Annotated in this window: 20 protein-coding genes; 10 read left to right on the top strand and 10 right to left on the bottom strand. The window is 72.6% G+C overall.

Annotated features, from left to right (window positions below; genetic code table 11):
* Positions 1-52: 52 nt before the first annotated feature.
* Entirely contained in the window at positions 53-778 is a 726-nt protein-coding gene (locus tag NBW76_RS16035) for a CPBP family intramembrane glutamic endopeptidase (protein WP_055969454.1), read from the bottom strand.
* Positions 779-785: 7 nt separating this feature from the next.
* Complete coding sequence (locus NBW76_RS16030) at positions 786-1,643, bottom strand: NAD(P)-dependent oxidoreductase (protein WP_056552681.1); 858 nt, start codon at positions 1,641-1,643, stop codon at positions 786-788.
* 74 nt (positions 1,644-1,717) lie between these two features.
* On the opposite strand from NBW76_RS16030, the gene purS reads away from it, so the two are divergent.
* The 5 genes from purS (at position 1,718) to NBW76_RS16005 (ending at position 5,836) form a co-directional block, all read left to right on the top strand.
* The gene (purS, locus tag NBW76_RS16025; RefSeq protein WP_055969451.1) at positions 1,718-1,960 is read left to right on the top strand and encodes a phosphoribosylformylglycinamidine synthase subunit PurS; all 243 of its coding nucleotides are present in this window, start codon (positions 1,718-1,720) and stop codon (positions 1,958-1,960) included.
* A 25-nt stretch (positions 1,961-1,985) separates the two neighbouring features.
* On the top strand, positions 1,986-2,657 hold the full coding sequence (purQ, locus tag NBW76_RS16020) for a phosphoribosylformylglycinamidine synthase subunit PurQ (RefSeq protein WP_056552678.1): 672 nt from the start codon (positions 1,986-1,988) through the stop codon (positions 2,655-2,657).
* Entirely contained in the window at positions 2,654-2,872 is a 219-nt protein-coding gene (locus tag NBW76_RS16015; protein ID WP_055969445.1) for an SCO4848 family membrane protein, read from the top strand. Before purQ ends, NBW76_RS16015 begins: the two co-directional genes overlap by 4 nt.
* Before the next feature lie 36 nt (positions 2,873-2,908).
* A complete protein-coding gene (locus tag NBW76_RS16010) occupies positions 2,909-3,460 on the top strand; it encodes an NYN domain-containing protein (RefSeq protein WP_055969442.1) in 552 nt (183 codons plus the stop codon).
* A 969-nt stretch (positions 3,461-4,429) separates the two neighbouring features.
* On the top strand, positions 4,430-5,836 hold the full coding sequence (locus tag NBW76_RS16005; protein WP_235492873.1) for a DEAD/DEAH box helicase: 1,407 nt from the start codon (positions 4,430-4,432) through the stop codon (positions 5,834-5,836).
* A 59-nt stretch (positions 5,837-5,895) separates the two neighbouring features.
* Here the strand turns inward: NBW76_RS16005 and NBW76_RS16000 are convergent, their stop codons facing one another.
* Positions 5,896-6,957 carry a hypothetical protein gene (locus NBW76_RS16000; protein WP_056552675.1) on the bottom strand — a complete coding sequence of 354 codons (1,062 nt, stop codon included), beginning with the start codon at positions 6,955-6,957 and terminating at the stop codon, positions 5,896-5,898.
* Between the two features lie 78 nt (positions 6,958-7,035).
* On the bottom strand, positions 7,036-7,827 hold the full coding sequence (locus NBW76_RS15995; RefSeq protein WP_235492871.1) for a M15 family metallopeptidase: 792 nt from the start codon (positions 7,825-7,827) through the stop codon (positions 7,036-7,038).
* Between the two features lie 82 nt (positions 7,828-7,909).
* Between NBW76_RS15995 and NBW76_RS15990 the strand changes: the two genes are divergently transcribed.
* The 3 genes from NBW76_RS15990 (at position 7,910) to NBW76_RS15980 (ending at position 11,189) form a co-directional block, all read left to right on the top strand.
* Positions 7,910-9,127, top strand: coding sequence for an Nramp family divalent metal transporter (locus NBW76_RS15990; protein WP_056552672.1), 1,218 nt, complete (start codon positions 7,910-7,912; stop codon positions 9,125-9,127).
* 66 nt (positions 9,128-9,193) lie between these two features.
* Positions 9,194-10,273 carry an alpha/beta fold hydrolase gene (locus tag NBW76_RS15985; protein WP_056552669.1) on the top strand — a complete coding sequence of 360 codons (1,080 nt, stop codon included), beginning with the start codon at positions 9,194-9,196 and terminating at the stop codon, positions 10,271-10,273.
* 52 nt (positions 10,274-10,325) lie between these two features.
* Positions 10,326-11,189 carry an Fpg/Nei family DNA glycosylase gene (locus NBW76_RS15980; RefSeq protein WP_055969428.1) on the top strand — a complete coding sequence of 288 codons (864 nt, stop codon included), beginning with the start codon at positions 10,326-10,328 and terminating at the stop codon, positions 11,187-11,189.
* Between the two features lie 623 nt (positions 11,190-11,812).
* Here the strand turns inward: NBW76_RS15980 and NBW76_RS15975 are convergent.
* Genes NBW76_RS15975 through eat form a run of 4 tightly spaced genes read right to left on the bottom strand, consistent with a single transcriptional unit; the run spans position 11,813 to position 16,341 of the window.
* Positions 11,813-12,652, bottom strand: coding sequence for an EamA family transporter (locus NBW76_RS15975; protein WP_056552666.1), 840 nt, complete (start codon positions 12,650-12,652; stop codon positions 11,813-11,815).
* Positions 12,653-12,680: 28 nt separating this feature from the next.
* On the bottom strand, positions 12,681-13,475 hold the full coding sequence (gene eutC, locus NBW76_RS15970; protein ID WP_056552663.1) for an ethanolamine ammonia-lyase subunit EutC: 795 nt from the start codon (positions 13,473-13,475) through the stop codon (positions 12,681-12,683).
* Positions 13,472-14,905 carry an ethanolamine ammonia-lyase subunit EutB gene (locus NBW76_RS15965; RefSeq protein ID WP_255353961.1) on the bottom strand — a complete coding sequence of 478 codons (1,434 nt, stop codon included), beginning with the start codon at positions 14,903-14,905 and terminating at the stop codon, positions 13,472-13,474. The genes eutC and NBW76_RS15965 overlap by 4 nt, the downstream gene beginning before the upstream one ends.
* 2 nt (positions 14,906-14,907) lie before the next feature.
* Complete coding sequence (gene eat / locus NBW76_RS15960; RefSeq protein ID WP_056552661.1) at positions 14,908-16,341, bottom strand: ethanolamine permease; 1,434 nt, start codon at positions 16,339-16,341, stop codon at positions 14,908-14,910.
* 134 nt (positions 16,342-16,475) lie between these two features.
* Here eat and NBW76_RS15955 point away from each other — a divergent pair, with 134 nt between their 5' ends.
* Positions 16,476-17,117 (top strand): hypothetical protein, encoded by a 642-nt coding sequence (locus NBW76_RS15955; RefSeq protein ID WP_056552657.1) that lies wholly within the window; start codon positions 16,476-16,478, stop codon positions 17,115-17,117.
* A 50-nt stretch (positions 17,118-17,167) separates the two neighbouring features.
* Positions 17,168-18,235 carry a glycerophosphodiester phosphodiesterase family protein gene (locus tag NBW76_RS15950; RefSeq protein WP_056552654.1) on the top strand — a complete coding sequence of 356 codons (1,068 nt, stop codon included), beginning with the start codon at positions 17,168-17,170 and terminating at the stop codon, positions 18,233-18,235.
* Here the strand turns inward: NBW76_RS15950 and NBW76_RS15945 are convergent.
* Positions 18,193-18,489, bottom strand: coding sequence for a hypothetical protein (locus NBW76_RS15945; protein ID WP_055969411.1), 297 nt, complete (start codon positions 18,487-18,489; stop codon positions 18,193-18,195). The genes NBW76_RS15950 and NBW76_RS15945 overlap by 43 nt on opposite strands.
* A gap of 41 nt (positions 18,490-18,530) precedes the next feature.
* Positions 18,531-19,808, bottom strand: a complete 1,278-nt coding sequence (locus NBW76_RS15940; RefSeq protein ID WP_056552650.1) for a PspC domain-containing protein — start codon at positions 19,806-19,808, stop codon at positions 18,531-18,533.
* Between the last annotated feature and the right edge of the window lie 139 nt (positions 19,809-19,947).

Below are 19,947 nucleotides of genomic sequence, written 5' to 3'. Positions count from 1 at the left end.
TGCGACGGCCGGGTCCGGGGAGGCCCGGGCCCGGCCGTCCGCTCGTCCCTCGCTAGCGCAGCCCGAAGATCGGGGGGAGGGCGAGCAGCATGGTGAGCGACCACGTGCAGTGCGTGAGGACCGGCGCGAGGATGCCTCCCGAGGCGCGGCGCTGCAGTCCTACGACCACGCCGAGCAGGATCGCGGCGAACGCGAGCATCACGTTGCCCGTGGCGAGCGTCGCGACGGTGTAGGCCACGGTCGTCCAGACGACCGGGTGCCGGGGGATCGCGGCGTACGCGGCGCCGCGGAAGAACAGCTCCTCCGCCACGCCGTTGACGGCGGTGACGACGACGAGCACCGGCAACGTGCCCTCGGTCGCGAACCCCAGCACCTTCTCGACCTGGTCGGACAGCAGCGGGATGTCCCGCACGACGAGAGCGCCCACGACGAACACGCCCGCGAGCGCCAGACCGAGGGCGATGGGCTGCACGACGGGGCGGACGAGGCCGTCCTCGTCGTCGGGGTCGTCGGTGACGATGTGCCCCAGGTGGAGCCGACCGGACGCGAAGGCGCCGATGGTCCAGACCGCGGCGAGCCCGAACGTGAGCGGGTAGAACCACGGGCTGCCGGGCTCGACGCGCAACGAGATGGCGAGCACGACGGCGCCGAGCACCACGACACCGGCGGTCACCCACTGGCGCCGCCGGAGCGCCGCGGGCGACATGCGGTGGTCGCGGGACACGACCTCCCGCAGGGAGCGGTCGACCCAGCGTCGGCCCGGGTAGCTGCGCGTCACGGCGGGCTCAGCCGCGCGGCTCGAAGCCGGCGACGACCGCGGCCATGTCGTCGTCACCGTGCCCGGCGTCGGAGGCGGCGGCGAAGCGGTCCCGCACGGACGCCAGGAGCGACGTGTCCATGACGTCCGCACCGGCGTCGAGCATGAGCGAGAGGTCCTTCACGACGCCGTCGACCGCGAAGGACGGCGTGAGGTCGTCGGCGAGGATCGCACGACCCTTCACGTGGGCGTAGGGGGTGTCCACGGCCGTGCCTTCGATCGCCTCGAGGAAGAGGCCGGGGTCGACGCCCTGGACCCGTGCCAGCGTCAGCGCCTGCGCAGCGGCGGCAGTGAGCGAGGCGACCCAGGAGTTGCAGGCCAGCTTGAGGGCACTGGCCTGCCCCGCGGAGTCGCCGACGACGAGCGTGCGCGACCCGATGGCATCGAGCACGGGACGCGCCGCCGCGAGCGCCTCCTCGGGTCCGGAGGCGAGCACGGTCAGTGCACCGTCGGCGGCGGGCTTCTTCGTGCCGAGGACCGGGGCGTCGACGAGCACCCGGTCGTGCTGCTCGGCGAGGTCGTGCAGCCGGCGCGCGCCCTCGGGACCCACGGTCGCGGTCTGCAGCCACACGGCGGAGGGAGCAGACCCCGCCAGGGCCTGCTCCAGCACCTCCTGCACGGATGCCTCGTCGAACAGGGAGACCACGACCACGTCGGCGTCGGCGACCGCCTCGGCAGCGGTCGCGGCCACCTCGGCGCCCTGGTCCCGCAACGGCTCGGACTTCTCCGGGCTCCGGTTCCAGACGGTCGTCACGAGGCCGGCTCGCAGGACCGACGCGGCCATCCCGGCGCCCATGGCACCGAGCCCGATCACACTCACGCGCATGTCCCGACCGTACGTCGGACAGCGCGGTGGTGCCGAGTGAGAGGGTCGGGCCAGGACGCCGATAGGATGCCCACATGGCCCGCATCATCGTCGACGTCATGCCCAAGCCCGAGATCCTCGACCCGCAGGGCAAGGCCGTCCACGGCGCCCTTCCGCGGCTCGGTTTCGAGGGTGTCACCGACGTCCGCCAGGGCAAGCGCTTCGAGCTCGAGGTCGACGCGGCCGACGAGCCCACGCTGGCCGAGGTCGAGAAGATCGCCGGGACGCTGCTGTCCAACCCGGTCATCGAGGACTTCACCGTCCGCGTCGAGGGCTGAGGGCCCCACCCATGAGGAGCACGCCATGAAGATCGGCATCGTCACGTTCCCGGGGTCGCTCGACGACGTCGACGCACGCCGAGCCGTGCGCCTGGCCGGTGGTGAGGCGGTCGCACTCTGGCACGGCGACCACGACCTGCAGAGCGTCGACGCGGTCATCCTGCCCGGCGGCTTCTCCTACGGCGACTACCTGCGCTGCGGCGCCATCGCCCGGTTCGCCCCGGTGATGACCGAGGTCGTGGCGGCGGCCCAGGGCGGCATGCCCGTCCTCGGCATCTGCAACGGCTTCCAGATCCTCTGCGAGTCGCACCTGCTGCCCGGCGCGCTCATCCGCAACGACCACCGCACCTTCATCTGCCGCGACCAGGTCCTGTCGGTCGAGAACGCCGACACCGCGTGGACCACCGACTACACGGCCGGCCAGCACATCACCATCCCGCTCAAGAACGGTGAGGGTGGCTTCGTGGCCGACCAGGCCACGCTCGACCGGCTCGAGGGGGAGGGCCAGGTCGTCTTCCGCTACGTCGGCACCAACCCGAACGGGTCGTTGCGCGACATCGCGGGCATCACCAACGAGCGCGGCAACGTCGTGGGGCTCATGCCCCACCCCGAGCACGCCGTCGAGGACCTCTGTGGCCCCGGCACCGACGGCCTCGGCTTCTTCACCTCGGCCGTCAGGGCGCTCACCAGCGCATGAGCCTGCCCGTCGGCTGGTCCGTCGTCCTGCTCGTCACGGCAGCCTGGAACCTGTTCATCTGGCCGCAGTTCTGGCGTCGGGTGACCAAGGACGGCCGCGCCCGCGACGAGCAGGGCCGGCCCACGGCGTTCTTCCGCGTGCACGCGGTGCTGATCGGTGTCTCGCTCGCGCTCGGCGTCGCCGTGGGCGTGCTCGGGCTGCTGACCCTGCTCTGACCGGCGCGCGGCGCCGTCATGACTAGGGTGGGTGGCATGGAACGCCGCACCTACGTGCTCGTCGACGGGGAGAACATCGACGCGACCCTCGGTCAGTCGATCTTCGGCCGTCGCCCCCACCCCCACGAGCGCCCTCGGTGGGACCGGGTGCTCGCGTTCGCCGAGTCCACGTGGGACCAGCCCGCCCAGGGCCTGTTCTTCATCGCCGCGAACGGCGACGTGCCCATGTCGTTCGTGCAGGCGCTCACCGCCATGGACTACCGGCCCGTCCTGCTGTCGGGCACGCCCGACCAGAAGGTCGTCGACATCGCCATCCAGCGCACCCTCGAGGAGCTGGCCCGGCGCGACGCCGACGTCATGCTCGCGAGCAACGACGGCGACTTCGTCCCGCAGCTCGGCGCCCTCGTGGGCACCCGCAAGGTCGGTCTGCTCGCGTTCCGCGAGATGCGCAGCAGCGCCTTCGTCCCGCTCATCGAGCGCGGGCTCGAGTTCCACGACCTCGAGTACGACGTGCACGCCTTCAACGAGGAGCTCCCGCGCATCCGCGTGGTGCCGATCGACGAGTTCGACCCGGCTCAGTTCCTGTAGGCAGCCGGTGCTCCTCGCCTGCTGCTGAGTCGCTCGGCTGGGGCTTCGTCCTGCGGCTGCGTCGCTCGGCTGGGTCTTCGCCTGCTGCTGAGTCGCTGGGGTGGGCTTCGCCCGCTGCTACGTCGCTGTGGCTGCGAGTCGACCTGCGCTCCGAAAGGGCCTCGACCGGCGGGCGGGTACGGGCTCGGGCGAGCTCTCGGAGCGCGGCTCGGGGGACGCAAGATTCTGCGTTCGTGCGCGAAGGGTCGAAGGATGCTGCGTTTGCTACGGGAACCGGTGCCGAACGCAGCATCGTTCGGGCTTCTGCACGCGAAGGCAGAATCTTGCGTCCGACAGGGCGACTCGCGCGGCGGGTGGGCAGGGATTCTCCCTTTGCCCTGACCGTTCCACGACGATGGAGAATCACTGCCCCTGAGAGGCCAGATCCGTCGCCACGATGCTTCCTTCGCGAGGCACTGTCCACGAGAAGGAAGCATCGTGCGTGGATCTCACTCGAATGGAGAATCGTGGCCGCGCCCCGCAGACCCAGCCGACCCGGACCCGCTGCTCCGGTCGAGGCCCTTTCGGGGACCGACCCGGCTCGTAGCCACAGCGACGCAGCCGCAGGAGAACTCGTAGCCACAGCGACGCAGCAGCGAGTGCGAACCCGACCGCGCGCCGCAGACCCAATCAGGACGAGGATCCCGCTCCGGTCGAGGCCCTTTCGAAGACCAGCCCCGCCCAGGAGTCGCACCGACGCAGCCGCAGGGCGACGCTCGGCGACCACGGAGAAGCGGGCCGGGTGACGCAGGGCACGGGAGCGGAAGCGTCGGCCGCGGGTCCTCGGCTGCTAGGCTGAAGGTCCACGGGAGCCCCGGAACGTTCGGAGGGCCTCCCCCTCCTTGCTCGAACAGGCCGCGTCATCCGACGCAGAGCGGTTCGAGCCACCCAACGTCTGAGAGTTCTGTGAACCAGCCTTCTGGCAGCCCTGTGCTGTCCACCCGTCCCACCCCTGCCCTGACGTCGTTCAACGACCTCGGCCTCCCCTCCTCGCTCGTCAAGGCGCTCGCCCGTGAAGGCATCGTCGAGCCCACCCCGATCCAGCAGGCCGTCCTGCCGTCGGCGCTCGCCGGGCGCAACGTGCTCGGCCGCGCCCGCACCGGATCGGGCAAGACCCTGTCCTTCGGCCTGCCCGTTCTCGACCAGCTGGCCGGCGGCACCCGCCGTCCGAAGGCGCCGCGCGGCCTCATCCTGGTGCCCACGCGTGAGCTGGCCACCCAGGTCCAGCGCGCCCTGGCGCCGCTTGCGGCACCGCTGCACCTGCGCATCATGACCGTGCTCGGCGGCACCCCGATCAACAAGCAGATCCACCAGCTGCGCGACGGCGTCGACCTCGTGGTCGCCACCCCGGGTCGCCTCGCCGACCTCGTCGACCGCCGCGCGTGCACCCTCGACCACGTCGAGATCACGGTGCTCGACGAGGCCGACCACCTCTGCGACCTCGGCTTCTTCAAGCCGGTCGACGCCCTCGTGGCCATGACCCGCCAGGGCAGCCAGCGGCTGCTGCTGTCGGCCACCCTCGACGGCGACGTCGACCGTCTGGTGCGTCGTCACCTCCCGCAGCACGACCTGCACGAGATCGAGTCCGCGCAGGAGACCGAGATGCGCATGGACCACCACGTGCTCGTCAGCTCGCGCACCGAGAAGCTGGCGACCGCGGCGCGGCTGCTCGCCGACAACCCCCGCACCATCGTGTTCGCCCGTACCCGCCGCGGAGCCACGCGCCTCGCGCGTCAGCTCACCACGGCCGGCATCGAGGCGGTCGACCTGCACGGCGACCTCAACCAGGCCAAGCGCGAGCGCAACCTGGCCCGCTTCAGCAAGGGTGCGGCCGACGTCATCGTCGCGACCGACATCGCCGCCCGCGGCATCCACGTCGACGACGTGAAGCTGGTCGTCCACTACGACGTGCCGGCCGAGCACAAGGCGTACACGCACCGCTCCGGTCGTACCGCCCGCGCGGGTGAGGCCGGCACCGTCATCACGATGACCACGCGCGAGGACCTGCGCGACGTCGTCCAGCTGCAGGCCAAGGCCGGCGTCACCGCTCGCCAGCACGATGCCGCCACGGCACCGAAGCCGCTGACGCCCGAGGCGCTCGCCGCCAGCGGCATCCTGCCCGAGCGCACGCCGGGCGGAGCCGGACACCGTGCGGGTTCCGGATCCGGTCGTGGTGGCCAGGGCCGAGGCGGACAGAACCGTGGTGGTGGCCAGAGCCGGTCGCCGCGCGGCGGTGGCCAGGGCCGCCCCGCCGGCCAGGGTCGCTCTGCCGGCCAGGGTCGCCCCGGCGGCAACCGTCGCCGCAGCGGCGGTGGGCAGGCCCGCTCGGCCTCCTGACGTCCGCGAGACCGGCCCCGGTCGTCTGCCTCACCGGCAGGCGGCCGGGGCCTCTCTCGTCAGCGCCTCGGTACGACCACGTTGCGGTTGGTGGTCTTCTGACCAGCGGTCGTCGTGACCGTCTGCGCGGTGCTCTGCGTGGCGGCGTCCTGGAACCACCGGTCGCGGTAGCGCGCCTGGTCGTCGGGTGAGACCTCGACCTGCCAGCTGCCGGCCGGCAGGTCGATCGCACGCCACACGCCCTTGGTGGTGTAGGCGCGGGTGAACTCCGACGGATCGCCCACGCGGTGGATCAGCGCGATGCCCTCGACCAGCGCACCCTGGGCGTTGGTGACCCGGCCGATGATCTGCGCCGACCGGTCGACGAAGGTCCGACGGGGGACCGACGCCGACTGCGCGATGCCCACGGACACCGGCGTGACGTGCAGGCAGGACGGGTTGGCGTCACCCTCCGAGACCTTCTCGCGGCTGCCGTCGTGGCAGATGTCGAAGAAGTTGTGCGTCTTGTCGGTGTAGGTGAGGCGGTAGTCGCCACGCGGCAGCCCCTTCACCCGGAACGTGCCGTCGGACTGGACCGGCACGGTGGTGGGGTAGACGACCTGGTCGTCGGCCGCGGGTCCGCGGGTGGGAGCGTCGGCCTCGGCCACCTGGCCCTCCACGAGGACCTCGGCGTGGCTGGGCTGCGCACCGTTCGCGAACGCGACCCGACCGCTGATCGTCGACGCGCGGCGGGCGGTGATGTTCCGGGTGACGGTCGAGCCCGTGACCGGCTCGACGATCCGCCAGCCCGCGACCAGGTCGAGGTCGGGGTCGTCGTACCAGAGCTCGTAGCGGGCGTCCTTCACCACGGTCGCCGGTCGGAAGCTGAAGGCGCCCCGCGTGGTCGTGGTGGTGGTGGCGATGGTGGCGTAGCTGTCCCCGGAGTCCGGGTCGCGCAGCATCAGCCGGACCTTGACGCCGGGCTGCCACTCGCCGGCAGCGGCGATCGCACCCTTGACGATCGTCGTGGTGGCGGCCTCGGCCGGCGGTGCCGTGACCGAACCGGCCGCGACCACGCCGCAGGCCAGGCTGAGGGTGGCGAGGAGGGCGACGAGGCGCCCTGCTCGGAGACGGATGTTCATGGTTCCTCCCGATGGTTGGTGGGTGACGTCCACCAGATGCACGGTGGGCCCGGAAAGTTGTCCGCGGACGTCGAGGAGTCAGTCGCGGGGGCTCGTCCAGGCCTTCGAGGGGTAGCCGGTGTCGAAGTGCATGTAGTCGGCGACGTCGATGTTCTGCCAGATCCAGCCCTCGTCCTCGAAGAGCCGGACGGTCGCGTCGTCGGCCAGGATCTTCCCGGGGGCCGGAGTCCGCTCGGCGTGGGTGGCGCGCGGTGACCAGCAGCGGCAGCGCAGGTCCATCCAGGGGTTGAGGTCGGGGTTGATGTCGATCGCGCGGCCGTTCGCGTGCGGCGACTGCAGCACCGGCGCGTTGATCTGGTCCGGGCGGCGGCAGTTGTACGCGGAGGTGTTGTTGGCCTGCAGGCTCTTCAACGTGTCACCGTCGAAGGCCTCGACCGGGTCCATGCGCTCGATCGGGAAGCCGCGCTCGTGCAGCGAGACGAAGATGCGCCCGAGGCTGCCGACGACGTCGCGGTTCGCCACCAGCACCCCTCGGCGGTCGACGCCCTCGAAGTCGACGTAGGTGACCTCCAGCTCGCGCAGGTCGCCCCGCTCGACGGGGCACCCGGGCCGCCAGGCGCCGGTGCGGACCATCGCCGCCCACCGCGCGTCGGAGACCTCGCCGACCGTCGGCGCCGTGGGGGTCGGGGTCGGCGTCGGCGCGGTCTCGGTCTCCGCGGGCGCGCTCGTCGGCGTCGGCGTGCGCGTGGCCGGCGCGTCGTCCGCTCGGTCCGGCCCGGAGCAGCCGACCAGCACGGACGTCGCCAGCACGACGACGGTCAGGACGAGGACGGCCAGGACGCCGGGGGAGCGGTGCGAAGGTCGCGACACCCGACCACGGTAGTGCGGGATCGCCCCCGCCGGGGGTCGGTCCTCGCGCGGGAGCCGCGCGAGCGGTGGCTACGCTGCGGCCATGCTGACGGCGTCCACCCTGCGCGGCCGCATGGTCCTGCTCGGGCCGGCCTTCGTGGCAGCGGTCGCCTACGTCGACCCCGGCAACGTGGCCACCAACGTCACCGCCGGGGCCCAGTTCGGCTACACGCTGGTGTGGGTCGTGGTGCTCGCGAACGTGATGGCCGTGCTGGTGCAGTACCTCTCGGCGAAGCTGGGGCTGGTCACGCAGGCGTCGCTCGCCACCCACGTCGGGCAGCGGCTGCGTCGGGGTCCACGCCTGGCGTACTGGGTGCAGGCCGAGGCGATCGCGATCGCCACGGACCTCGCCGAGGTGGTGGGGGGCGCGATCGCGCTGTACCTGCTGTTCGACCTGCCGCTCGTGGTCGGCGCCGTGCTGACGGCAGGGGTCTCGTTGCTCGTGCTCAGGATCGGCGACGCCCGCGGGCAGGGTGCGCTCGAGCGCACGATCCTCGGGTTCCTCGCGATGATCGCCGTCGGGTTCGTGGCCGGCCTCGTCGTCAACCCACCGGCCGCGTCGGAGGTGGCCGGTGGCCTCGTGCCGACGTTCGCGGGCGCCGAGAGCGTGCTGCTCGCGTCGGGGATCATCGGCGCCACGGTGATGCCTCACGTCATCTACCTGCACTCGGGGCTCACGTCGGGCCGGCTCGGCGCACGAGGCCGCGAGGTGTCGGTGGCCGGGCTGCTGCGCGCCACGCGGACCGACGTCGTGCTCGCGCTGCTGCTCGCCGGTGTCCTCAACCTGTCGCTGCTGCTCGTCGCCGCGGCCGGCCTGCAGGGTCTGCCGGGCACCGACACCCTGACGGGGGTGCACGCGCTCGTCACGTCGGAGCTCGGGGCGGGGGTGGCGCTGCTGTTCGCGGTGGCCCTGCTCGGGTCCGGCCTCGCTTCGACGGCCGTGGGGGCGGCCGCGGGCGCGGAGGTCATGCAGGGTCTGCTCGGGATCCGCGTGCCGCTGCTGCTGCGGCGGGTGGTGACGGTGATCCCGGCCCTGGTCGTGCTCGTGCTCGGCATCGACCCGAGCCGTGCCCTGGTGGTGTCGCAGGTGGTGCTGTCGTTGGGCATCCCGTTCGCGCTCGTGCCCCTCGTGCGCCTCACCGCGAGCAGGGCCGTGATGGGCGAGCACGTGAACCGGGTGGGCACCACGGTGGCGGCGTGCGCCGTGGCGGCCGTCGTGATCGCGCTCAACCTCTCCCTCCTGGTGCTCACCTTCACGTGATCCGCTCCGCGGCCCCCGGGGGCGTTCCCCGGCGGGGGAGGGCGGCCTCTGGCATCATCGCGAGTCATGTCCCTCCCGCTCGTCCCGCGCGTCCGCGTGCCCCGTGACCTCGCAGGGGCGGCGGTGAACCTGCGGGACAAGGCGCAGGGACGTCGCATCGCCGACCTGCGGCCGACCCCGCGCACGCTCATCAAGGTGACGGAGCACGCCAGCCTCTTCCGCTACGACCCGTACCCGGGCATCGAGCAGCACGGCGAGCCGCTGCTGTTCGTCCCGCCCCTCGCGGCGCCGGCGCTGGCCTTCGACCTGCGTCGCGGGTGCAGCGTGGTGGAGTACTTCGTGCAGCAGGGACGTCCCGTGTACCTGGTCGACTATGGACCGGTCAGCTTCGAGCACCGCGAGCTCGGCATCGAGCACTGGGTGGACACGGTGATCCCGCAGGCGGTCCGCCACGTCCACGCCGACGCCGGCGACCGGCCGGTGCACCTGGCGGGGTGGTCGTTGGGTGGCATCTTCACCATCTTCACGGCTGCGTCCGACCCGTCCCTGCCGCTCGCGTCGGCCACCGCGGTCGCGTCGCCCTTCGACCTGACCCAGGTGCCGCTGATCGCGATCACGCGTCCGGTCAACGCGGTCGCAAGCGGTCTGGTCAGTGCCGCGTACCGCACGCTCGGCGGGGTCCCGGCCCCTCTGACCCGTCTGGGGTTCCAGATCTCGGCGATCGACAAGTACCTGACGAAGCCGATCTCGATGCTCACGCACGCCGACGACCGCGACTTCCTCGCCCAGCTCGAGGCGGTGGACCGGTTCACCGACAACATGTACGCCTACCCGGGGCGCACGTTCGGGCAGCTGTACCACGTGGTGGTGCGCAGCAACGCGCTCGCGACCGGCGTCGTGGAGCTGGGCGGACGCTCGATCGAGCTGGCCCGGATCGACGTCCCCGTCCTCGTGGTGGCCGGGCTGGGCGACACGCTCGCGCCGACCGGGGCCGTCAGCCACCTCGTGGACCTGCTCACGGGATCGCCCGACGTGCAGCTCGTCCAGGCGCCCGGGGGGCACCTGGGCGTGCTCACCGGGCGAGCCGCACGTCGGACGTCGTGGCCCGCCATGGAGGGCTTCTACGCCCGGCACGACTCCGACTGACACCGCCGTCGGGTCGCGCCGCGTGGTCGGTCCCGGGGCGTAGGCTCGGAGCGTGCCCGAGATGCCCGAGGTCGACGCGCTCGTGGTCTTCCTGCGTGAACGGGCCGTGGGTGCCGTCCTGGCCGACGTCGAGCTGGCGTCGTTCGCCGTGCTCAAGACGTTCGACCCGCCCGTCTCGGCCCTCGCCGGGCTCCAGGTCACGGGCGTGCACCGGCACGGCAAGTTCGTCGACCTCGACGTCGACGGTCTGCACCTCGTGATCCACCTGGCCAAGGCGGGCTGGCTGCGCTGGTCCGACCACCTCACCGACAAGCGCCTCAAGATGGGTGCCGGCCCTCTCGCCGCGCGGGTCCGGCTCGACCACGGCGACGGACCCCACGTCGGCTTCGACGTCACGGAGGCCGGCACCCGCAAGGGCCTCGCGCTGTACGCGGTGCGCGACCCGCAGGACGTGCCCGGCATCGCGGCTCTGGGCCCCGACCCCCTCGCCGAGGGCTTCTCGGTGGCGCCCCTGCTCGAGGGCCGACGCATGCAGGTCAAGAGGTTCCTGCGCGACCAGAAGATCGTGGCCGGCATCGGCAACGCCTACAGCGACGAGATCCTGCACGCCGCGAAGCTGTCGCCGTTCGCGCTCGCCTCCGAGCTCGACGCCGAGGAGGTCGGTCGGCTCGACGCCGCGATCGCGTCGGTGCTCGCCGAGGCGATGGCCGAGGCGCACGGCAAGCCCGCCTCGGAGCTCAAGGACTCCAAGCGCTCCCGCATGCGCGTGCACGGCCGGGCCGGCGAGGTGTGCCCGGTCTGCGGGGACACGGTTGCCGAGGTCGTCTTCGCCGACTCCTCGCTGCAGTACTGCCCCACCTGCCAGACCGGGGGCAAGCCGCTCAAGGACCGGTCCACGAGCAAGTTCCTCAAGTAGGCGGGCTCTCCCGGTTCGGGCCCGTCCTGCGGCTGCGTCGGTCGGGGTGGCCCACTCCTGCGGCTGCGTCGCCGCGGCTGCGAGTCGGGTCGGTCTCCGAAAGGGCCTCGACCGGCGGACGGGTCCGGGCTCGGCCGGGCTCTCGGAGCGCGGCTCCGGGGACGCAGGATTCTGCGTTCGTGAGGGAGAGGGCGGAGGATGCTGCGTTCTCTACGGGATCCCGTCACCAACGCAGCATCGTTGGGGCTTCAGCGCGTGAAGGCAGAATCCTGTGTCCACCGGGGGCGTCTCGTGCGTCGGGTGGGCAGAGATTCTCCCTACTCGTGGACCGTCCCACGACGATGGAGAATCACTGCCCCTCCGGGGCCCCTGGTCGTCGCCACGATTCTTCCTTCGCGAGGCACGGTCCACGAGAAGGAAGAACCGTGCGTGGATCACGCGCAGATGAAGAATCGTGGCCGCGCCCCGCAGACCCAGCCGAGACCAGTCCCACCGCTCCGGTCGAGGCCCTTCGGAGAGCAGCTCGACTCGCAGCCACAGCGGCGCAGCAGCAGGCGAAAGCCCAGTGGCAGCGAAGCAGCACGCGGAGTCCCGTGCACCGACGCTGCCGACGGACGATTCGGTCAGCCCAGCGCGACGAGGGTGACCGCGGTGGCGGCCAGGGCCAGGCCGACGCCCTGCCAGGCCTGGATGCGCTCCTTCAGCACCAGCGTGGCCAGAAGCACGGTCGCGGCCGGGTAGAGCGCCGAGATGACCGAGACCACCGACAGCAGGCCCTCGCGCGTGGCGAGCAGGAAGGCCGCGGTGGCGGTGGCCCCGAGGGGTCCCATCGCCAGTGCGCGCCACGCTGCGGGCTCGCGGGGGACCCACGGCTGACGCACCGACACGGCGACGGCCACGACGGCGAGCATGGCCACGGCGTTGGCGAGGGCGAGCGGCCAGAGCCCGGCATCGTCGCCCACCTGCCCGAGCGCGACGAACAGCACGCCGAAGCCGACGCCGGCCAGCAGGCCGTCGACGACGCCCCCGCGGTGCGCGGCCGCCGCGACCGCGTCCTCCTCGACCACGCGCGACACGAGGGCGATCGCGGGGAAGGCCACCACGATCCCGGCCAGGGCCAGCGCGCTCGGCCGGTCACCCGTGACGAGACCGACCGCCACGGGCAGCAGGGCGCAGACGACCGCGGACAACGGGGCCACCACGCTCATCCGTCCGCCGGCGAGACCGCGGTACAGCACCGCTGCACCCACGCCGGCCCCGACGCCGCCGGCCGACGCCCAGGCCCAGTCCGACCCGACCGCGGTGCCTCCGACGACCGCTGCGGCGGCGGCCACGCACACCGTCGACGACAGCTGCCCGACGACGGCGGTCTGCCACGGTCCCGATCGCTTGGCGAACAGCCCACCGAGGAAGTCCGAGACGCCGTACGCGAGCGCGGAGATCAGGGACAGGACGACGGCCACGCGAGCACCCTAGGGCACGGGGCGAGGTCTACGGCACGTGCTCGACGGCGGCTGCCTCGGCCGCCTCCACCGCCTGCGCGGCGGAGGAGTCCTTGAGCGCCACCCCCGACCGCCCGAGCTGCCGCGAGCCCTGCACGAGCGCCACGGCGATCCGCCCGGCCGCGTCGTAGCCCAGCCCCTCGGGCGGGTGGATGTTGGAGATGCAGTTCCGCTCGGCGTCGCTGCGGCCGGGCCTGGGGTCGTGCGTCAGGTAGATCCCGAGGCTGTCGGCCACCGACAGACCCGGCCGCTCACCGATGACGACGAGCAGCGACTGCACGCCGAGCGCCTCGCCGACGTGGTCACCGAGCGCCACGCGCGACTGCGTGGCGATCACCGGTGGGGCGATCCGGTAGAGCCCCCCGAGCGCGTCGACGAGCGTCGTGAGCACACCGATGGCGTGGTCGGTGAGGGCGCGGGGGGACAGGCCGTCCGCCAGCACGATCGCGAGGTCGGCGCCGCGATGTTGCCGCAGGTGCTCGAGGTCGGCGGGCCGACGCCCCAGGTCGGGGCGGCGCAGGTACTCGGCGCGCCCCTCCGCCAGGCTGCGCACGCGCAACGGCTCGCCGAGGCCGACCTTGCTGACCCGGGCCGCCAGGGCGTCGACGTCGAGGGGCTCGTGCACGGCGTCGCGTGCGGCGGCATGGGCGGCGCGGAACTCCAGCACCCGTCGTGTGGGCAGGGAGCTGCCTGCCCGTCCGAGACCGATGCGGGCCTGCGTGGTGCGCCGCAGACCGTCCCACGGGTCGTCGCCGGGTCGCGACGGTGGGGGAGTGCCGGTCACGACGGTCCCGCGATCGAGAGCAGTGGCGAGGCACCGAGGTCGACCGGGAGCACCCGTCCCGCGTCGTCGACCATGCCGAGACCGGCCAACCACGCCTCGAACTCCGGCGCAGGTCGTAGTCCGAGCGCCTGCCGCACGTAGAGCGCGTCGTGGAACGACAGGCTCTGGTACCCGAGCATCACGTCGTCGGCACCGGGCACGGCGATGACGAACGCGGCGCCGGCCACGCCCAGGAGCGTCAGCAGCGTGTCCATGTCGTCCTGGTCGGCCTCGGCGTGGTTGGTGTAGCAGACGTCGACGCCCATCGGCAGCCCCAGCAGCTTCCCGCAGAAGTGGTCCTCCAGGCCCGCCCGGATGATCTGCTTGCCGTCGTAGAGGTACTCCGGACCGATGAAGCCGACGACGGTGTTCACGAGCAGGGGGTCGAGCGCCCGGGCCAGCCCGTAGGCACGGGTCTCGAGCGTCTGCTGGTCGACCGCCCTCCCACCGGTGCCCAGATGGGCGCCGGCCGAGAGAGCCGACCCCTGCCCCGTCTCGAGGTACATGACCTGGTCGCCCACGGTCCCGCGGCCGAGCGACCGCCCTGCCGCGCTGGCCTCGAGCAGCAGCGGCACCGTGACGCCGAAGGACGTGTTCGCCCCCTCGGTGCCGGCGATGGACTGGAACACCAGGTCGACGGGCACTCCCTGCTCGATGAGGTCCAGCGTGGTCGTGACGTGCGAGAGCACGCACGACTGCATCGGGATGTCGAAGCGCAGACGGAGCTCGTCGAGCAGGTGCAGCAGACGTGCCGTGGTCTGCGGGGAGTCGGTGGCGGGGTTGATGCCGATGACCGCGTCACCGGACCCCATGAGCAGCCCGTCGAGCGTCGCAGCAGCGATCCCGGCAGGGTCGTCGGTGGGGTGGTTGGGCTGCAGGCGGGTCGCGATCCGCCCCGGCAGGCCGATCGTCGTGCGGAAGGCCGAGACGACCTGCGCGGCCTGGGCGACGAGCACGAGGTCCTGGTTGCGCATGAGCTTCGAGACGGCGGCCACCATCTCGGGCGTCAGTCCGGGAGCCAGGGCCGCGAGGGTGGTCGCGGCGTCGGGACGGGTGCACTGCTCGAGCAGCCAGTCGCGCAGCCCGCCCACCGTGAGGTGGGCCACCGGGGCGAACGCGGAGGCGTCGTGGGAGTCGATGATCAGGCGGGTGACCTCGTCGCTCTCGTACGGGACGACGTGCTCGTCGAGGAACGTCTGCAGCGGCTCGTCGGCCAGTGCCCACGCGGCCGCCGCGCGCTCGGCGTCGGACTCGGCGGCACACCCGGCGAGCTGGTCCCCGGAGCGAGCGGGGGTGGCCTTCGCCATGAGGTCGACGAGACCGTCGAAACGGTAGGTCGTGCCGCCGAGGCTCTGACGGCGTATCGGTCCCCCTGCCCCCGGACCGGCCACGCTCACTCCAGCTCCTGCTCGGCGCGGGCCAGTGCGGCGAACTCCTCGTCGGGGGAGGCGGCCACGAGGTGGTGGCGGCTGTAGAGGGCGAAGTACGCCATGAACGCGGTGAAGACCGCCACGCACCACAGGGCTGCGGTGCTGTCGACGAGGAACGTGGCGACGACCGACAGCGCCGCCACGGCCAGCGCGAAGCCGGTGGTCGCGATGCCGCCCGGCGTCCGGTAGGGCCGGGGCATGTCGGGCTCGCGGACCCGTAGCACCACGTGGCTCACCATCATCAGCACGTAGCTGAGGGCCGCGCCGAAGACGGCCATGTTGAGCAGGAGCGCACCCTGGCCGGTCAACGAGAGCCCGAACCCGACGATGCCCGGGACGACGAGCGCCAGCACCGGCGCCTTGCGGCGGTTCGTGACCGACAGCGCCGTCGGCAGGTAGCCGGCCCGCGACAGCGCGAACAGCTGGCGCGAGTAGGCGTAGATGATCGAGAAGAAGCTCGCGACGAGCCCCGCCAGGCCCACGTAGTTGACGACGGTCGCGGCCGTCCCGTCGCCGAGGGCCTCCACGAGGGGGTTGCCCGATGACGACATCGCCTCCGCGCCCCCGGTGCCGGGCGTGAGCACGAGGACGGCGACGCAGGTGACGAGCAGGACCGACATCGCCGCGATGATCCCGCGTGGCACGTTGCGCTCGGCGTCGGCCGCCTCCTCGGCGGCGAGCGGGACGCCCTCGATGGCGAGGAAGAACCAGATGGCGAACGGGATCGCCGCCCAGATGCCGAGGTAGCCGAAGGGCAGGAGCTCCGAGGCCCCGGCGGCGTCGGTCGGAGCGATGTCGGTGAGCCGCGAGGCGTCGAAGTCGCCGATCGCCGCGATCGCGAACACGAGCAGGCCGACGAGCGCGACGGAGGTGATGACGAACATGACCTTGAGCGCCTCGCCCACCCCGGCGAGGTGGATGCCGATGAAGAGGGCGTACACCGCCAGGTACACCCACCAGCCGTCGGTGATGCCGAACAGGCCGAGCGACTCGACGTAGGCGCCGATGAAGGTCGCGATGGCGGCAGGGGCGATCGCGTACTCGATGAGGATCGCGGTCCCGGTGGCGAAGCCGCCCCAGGGCCCGAGCGCACGCCGGGCGAACGTGTAGCCGCCACCTGCGGCGGGCAGCGCCGACGACAGCTCGGCCATGCCGAGGACGAGGGCCAGGTACATGGCGGCGACGATCACCGTCGCGATGAGCAGGCCGCCGAAGCCGCCCTCGGCGAGGCCGAAGTTCCAGCCCGAGTAGTCACCCGAGACGACGTAGCTGACGCCCAGCCCGGCCAGCAGGACCCATCCCGCCGTTCCCTGCTTCAGCTGACGCTTCTCCAGGTACTCCTGGGCGGTCGCGTCCGTCCCGGAGGCTCCGGTGGGAGCCTTCTCCTGCTGGGCCATGTCCCCTCCTCGTGTGCGTGAGGGTCGCGACGCTAACGAGACGATGTTTCGACCGCGTGTGCGTCCCGTTGCCACCGTGCGCGATCCCCGCGGCAGTCGGTGGACGGCTGGGGCGCGGGACCTACGCTGGTGCCATGACGCACGACGGTGGACCACGACGCGAGAGCTGGAGCGCGCGCACCAACCGCGCCGTGCACGGGGCGACCACCCGCGTCGACGGGCAGACGGCCGACGCCGCGCACCGTGCGGTCGCCGTCATCGTCCCGGCCGTGCGGCTGCTGCGGATCCCGTCGCTCCTGCTGGCGGTCGCACCCCTGCCGTTCCTGGCGGCCACGTTCGCGCTCGGCCTGGCGTCCGGCAGCACCGTCGGCACGGTGCTCGTGGTGGCCGCGGTCCTGCTGGCCCTGGTGCCCGCGGCCTTCGCGGCGCGTCGCCACCGTGTGCTCCGGGCGGTCGAGGAGCCCGAGCAGCTGGCCACCGAGCTCGGCATCGCGGTGAGCCTGAGCGACAAGGTCGACGAGACGCGCGGCGCACTCACCTCGATCGCCGGCGGCGGGGGCTGGCGGGTGCTGTCCCGGCTCAAGGGCGTGTGGTCGGGCGTCGGCATGACCGGGCGGTGGATCGAGGGCGTGGGCGACCTCCCGCGCGCCCGCTACTTCGTGCCGCCCAAGATCGGTACCTCGGTCAGCCTGGTCGTCGCCACGCTCTGGACCGTGCCGATCTCGGCGCTGCTGGCCTTCTTCGCCCTCGTCGCGGCCATCGCCGGGACGCTCTGACCGCAGCGAGGTCCCCCGACGAGCTCGTCGGGAGTGCTTCACTGGATGTCATGAGCGGTCCGGCGCCCTGGCCACCCGTCCCAGCCGTCATCGGTCATCGCGGTGTGCCGGGCCTCCGCCTGGAGCACACCCGCGCGTCCTACGAGCTGGCGATCGAGCAGGGGGCCGACTACATCGAGCCCGACGTGGTCGCCACGCGCGACGGCCACCTCGTCGTGCGGCACGAGAACGAGATCGGGCACACCACCGACATCGCCGCGCGCCCGGAGTTCGCCGACCGGCGCACCACGAAGCGGATCGACGGCGTCTGGCTGAGCGGCTGGTTCACCGAGGACCTCACGCTCGAGGAGGTCAAGACCCTGCGCGTGCGCGAGCGTCTCCCGCAGCTGCGCCCGCAGAACCTCCCCCTCGCCGGCACGCAGCAGGTGCTGACGTTCGAGGAGGTCCTGGAGATCGCCCGCCGGGCCGATCGTCGGGTGGGGGTCTACGTGGAGACCAAGCACCCCACCTACTTCCGCGGGCTGGGTCTCGACCTGGACGACCGGCTGATCGACGCGCTGGAGGCCGCCGACCTGAACCGTCCGGACGCCGACGTCCCGGTGGTGATCCAGTCGATGGAGACCGCCAACCTGCGCGGGTTGCGGCCGCGCACACCGCTCACGCTCGTCCAGCTGCTCGACCGCAAGGACGCGCCGTGGGACCTGGTGGCGGCCGGTGACCCGCGTACCTACGCGGACCTGACCACGAGCGACCAGCTGGCCGAGCTCGCCCGCCACGTCGACGGCATCGGACCGAACAAGACGCTGGTCATCGCGCGGCGACGGGGTCACTGGCTGGACGGGGAGACCGGCCTGGTGGAGCGCGCGCACGCCGCGGGTCTGCTCGTGCACATCTGGACGATGCGCGACGAGAACAACTTCCTGCCCGCCGACTTCCGCTCCAGCGCCGACGTGGCCGCCCGCGGCGACGCCGAGGCCGAGTACCTCGCGTTCTTCGATGCCGGGGTGGACGGGGTGTTCACCGACTACGCCGCCACCGCGGTGGCGGCGCGTGACCGTTGGCTCGTCGCCGGAGGTCAGTCGCGGCGGTCGGGATCGATGTCGTCGGTCTCGTCGTAGTCCGCGACGTCCGGGGCGACAGGCGCCGCGGCCCGCGGCGCACGGCCGCGCCGGCTGACGACGAGCGTCGCGGCCAGGCCGAGGACGCCCAGGACGATGAGTCCGACCGCGACGGCGCGCCCGATCTGGTCACCGTCGAGCACGTCCTGGCCCCGCGCAGCCCACAGGCCGGCCGCGGCGAGGAAGAACAGGCCGAAGAGCGTGTTGAAGGGCCGCACGCGGGGGCGTCGGGTCGAGGTCGGCGAGGTGGTCATGGTGCTCCTGTCGGAAAGAGGGTCGGGGGTGGGCGCGGCGGTCATGGGCGACGCACCTCCACCTGACCGAGCGAGTGGTCGACGTCGATCGTGAGGGCCGGACCTGTGGCGGAGGCCCGCAGTCGCCGGTCGACCCCGCTGTCGCGCTCCCCGAGGACCACGAGGTCACCGGCGCGGACCGACGCGTCGACCACGACGGGCACGCCGTCGGGCACGACGACCACGGTCTGGCCCATGCCGGTCTCGATCTCGATCGTCCGCCCGAGCAGGGCCTCCGGGTCGGACACGTCGGTCAGGTCCAGCTCGAACTGGCCGAAGCCGAAGGAGTAGCTGTCGCGGACCTGCGACGCGCTCTGCGGGGCGACGTCCAGCTCCCCGCCGCGAAGCGTGGGGACCAGGGTGCCCAGCGCGAGCACGGGCAGCAGGAGCAGCCCGATGAGCACGAGCGGGAGACCTCCTCGCGCGAAGGTGCAGAGCACGAGGCCCAGACCGACGACCGCGAGGGCCACGGCCACGTAGGTCGGCCACGTCGGGTCGGCCACGAGGCGCACCACGGCGAGGGCGATCGCGATCGACGACAGGGTGAGCAGCGTCGGGATCCAGCTGTACGGCTCACGTGGTTCCCGCGGGGGCGGGGGCTGGATCGAGCGGCGCGGCTCCGACGGAGGAGTGGGTGGGAGGCCCGCGGTCGGGTGCTCGCCGGGGGCCGTGTCGAGGACGACCGTGTCGGTGGGGGTCGACGACCACGTGGTGGCGGGATCGGTCACGGTCGGGCGGTTGGAGCCTGCGGGGTCCGACCCGGTGTCGACGCCGTGGCCCTCGTGCCCGCGCCGCCGGCCCCCGCGCCGGACCAGCCAGACGACCAGGGCGACAGGTCCGCCGATGACGAGCGCGGCCCAGAAGAGCCCGTCCCCGTCCCCGCCCCAGCCCCAGCCACCGTCGCCGAGCACACCGAGCACGGCCAGCACCGCGGCCACCACGAGTCCGGTGTCGCGCACCTGCGCCTCGCTGGTGTCGAGCCCGAACCACTCACCGACGTGGCTGCGCGGCTCGTCGTCGGCGGGCAGCAGCAACCACCCTGCGACGTAGAGGATGACGCCGGCGAGTCCCACGAAGCACAGGACGACCGTGAGCACCCGCACGACGACCGGGTCGATGTCGAAGCGGCGGGCGACGCCGTCGCAGACGCCGGCGAGCATCCGGTCGTCGGAGCTGCGGCGCACCTCGGAGAAGGCACGGAAGCCGCGACGCGGGCCGGGTGCGTGGGGACTCGCGCCCGGGTCGGGCGCCTGGTCGGTGGGAGGGGGCTGCGTGGTCATGGCTCCATCGTCGGCCGGGCAGGGCGTGCGGCACCATCGGGCGCGACCCTGGTCCGACCCTGGTTCCCGAACCCGGGGGACCTCGGGGGACCACGGGTGCGACACCTGGTGGCGCCGGCTCGCGCGCACGTGTGACGAT

Source organism: Aeromicrobium sp. Leaf245 (assembly GCF_942548115.1).
Classification (GTDB): domain Bacteria; phylum Actinomycetota; class Actinomycetes; order Propionibacteriales; family Nocardioidaceae; genus Aeromicrobium.
Note: the sequence above shows the minus strand (reverse complement) of the source record. Positions and strands in the feature narration are given on the sequence as shown.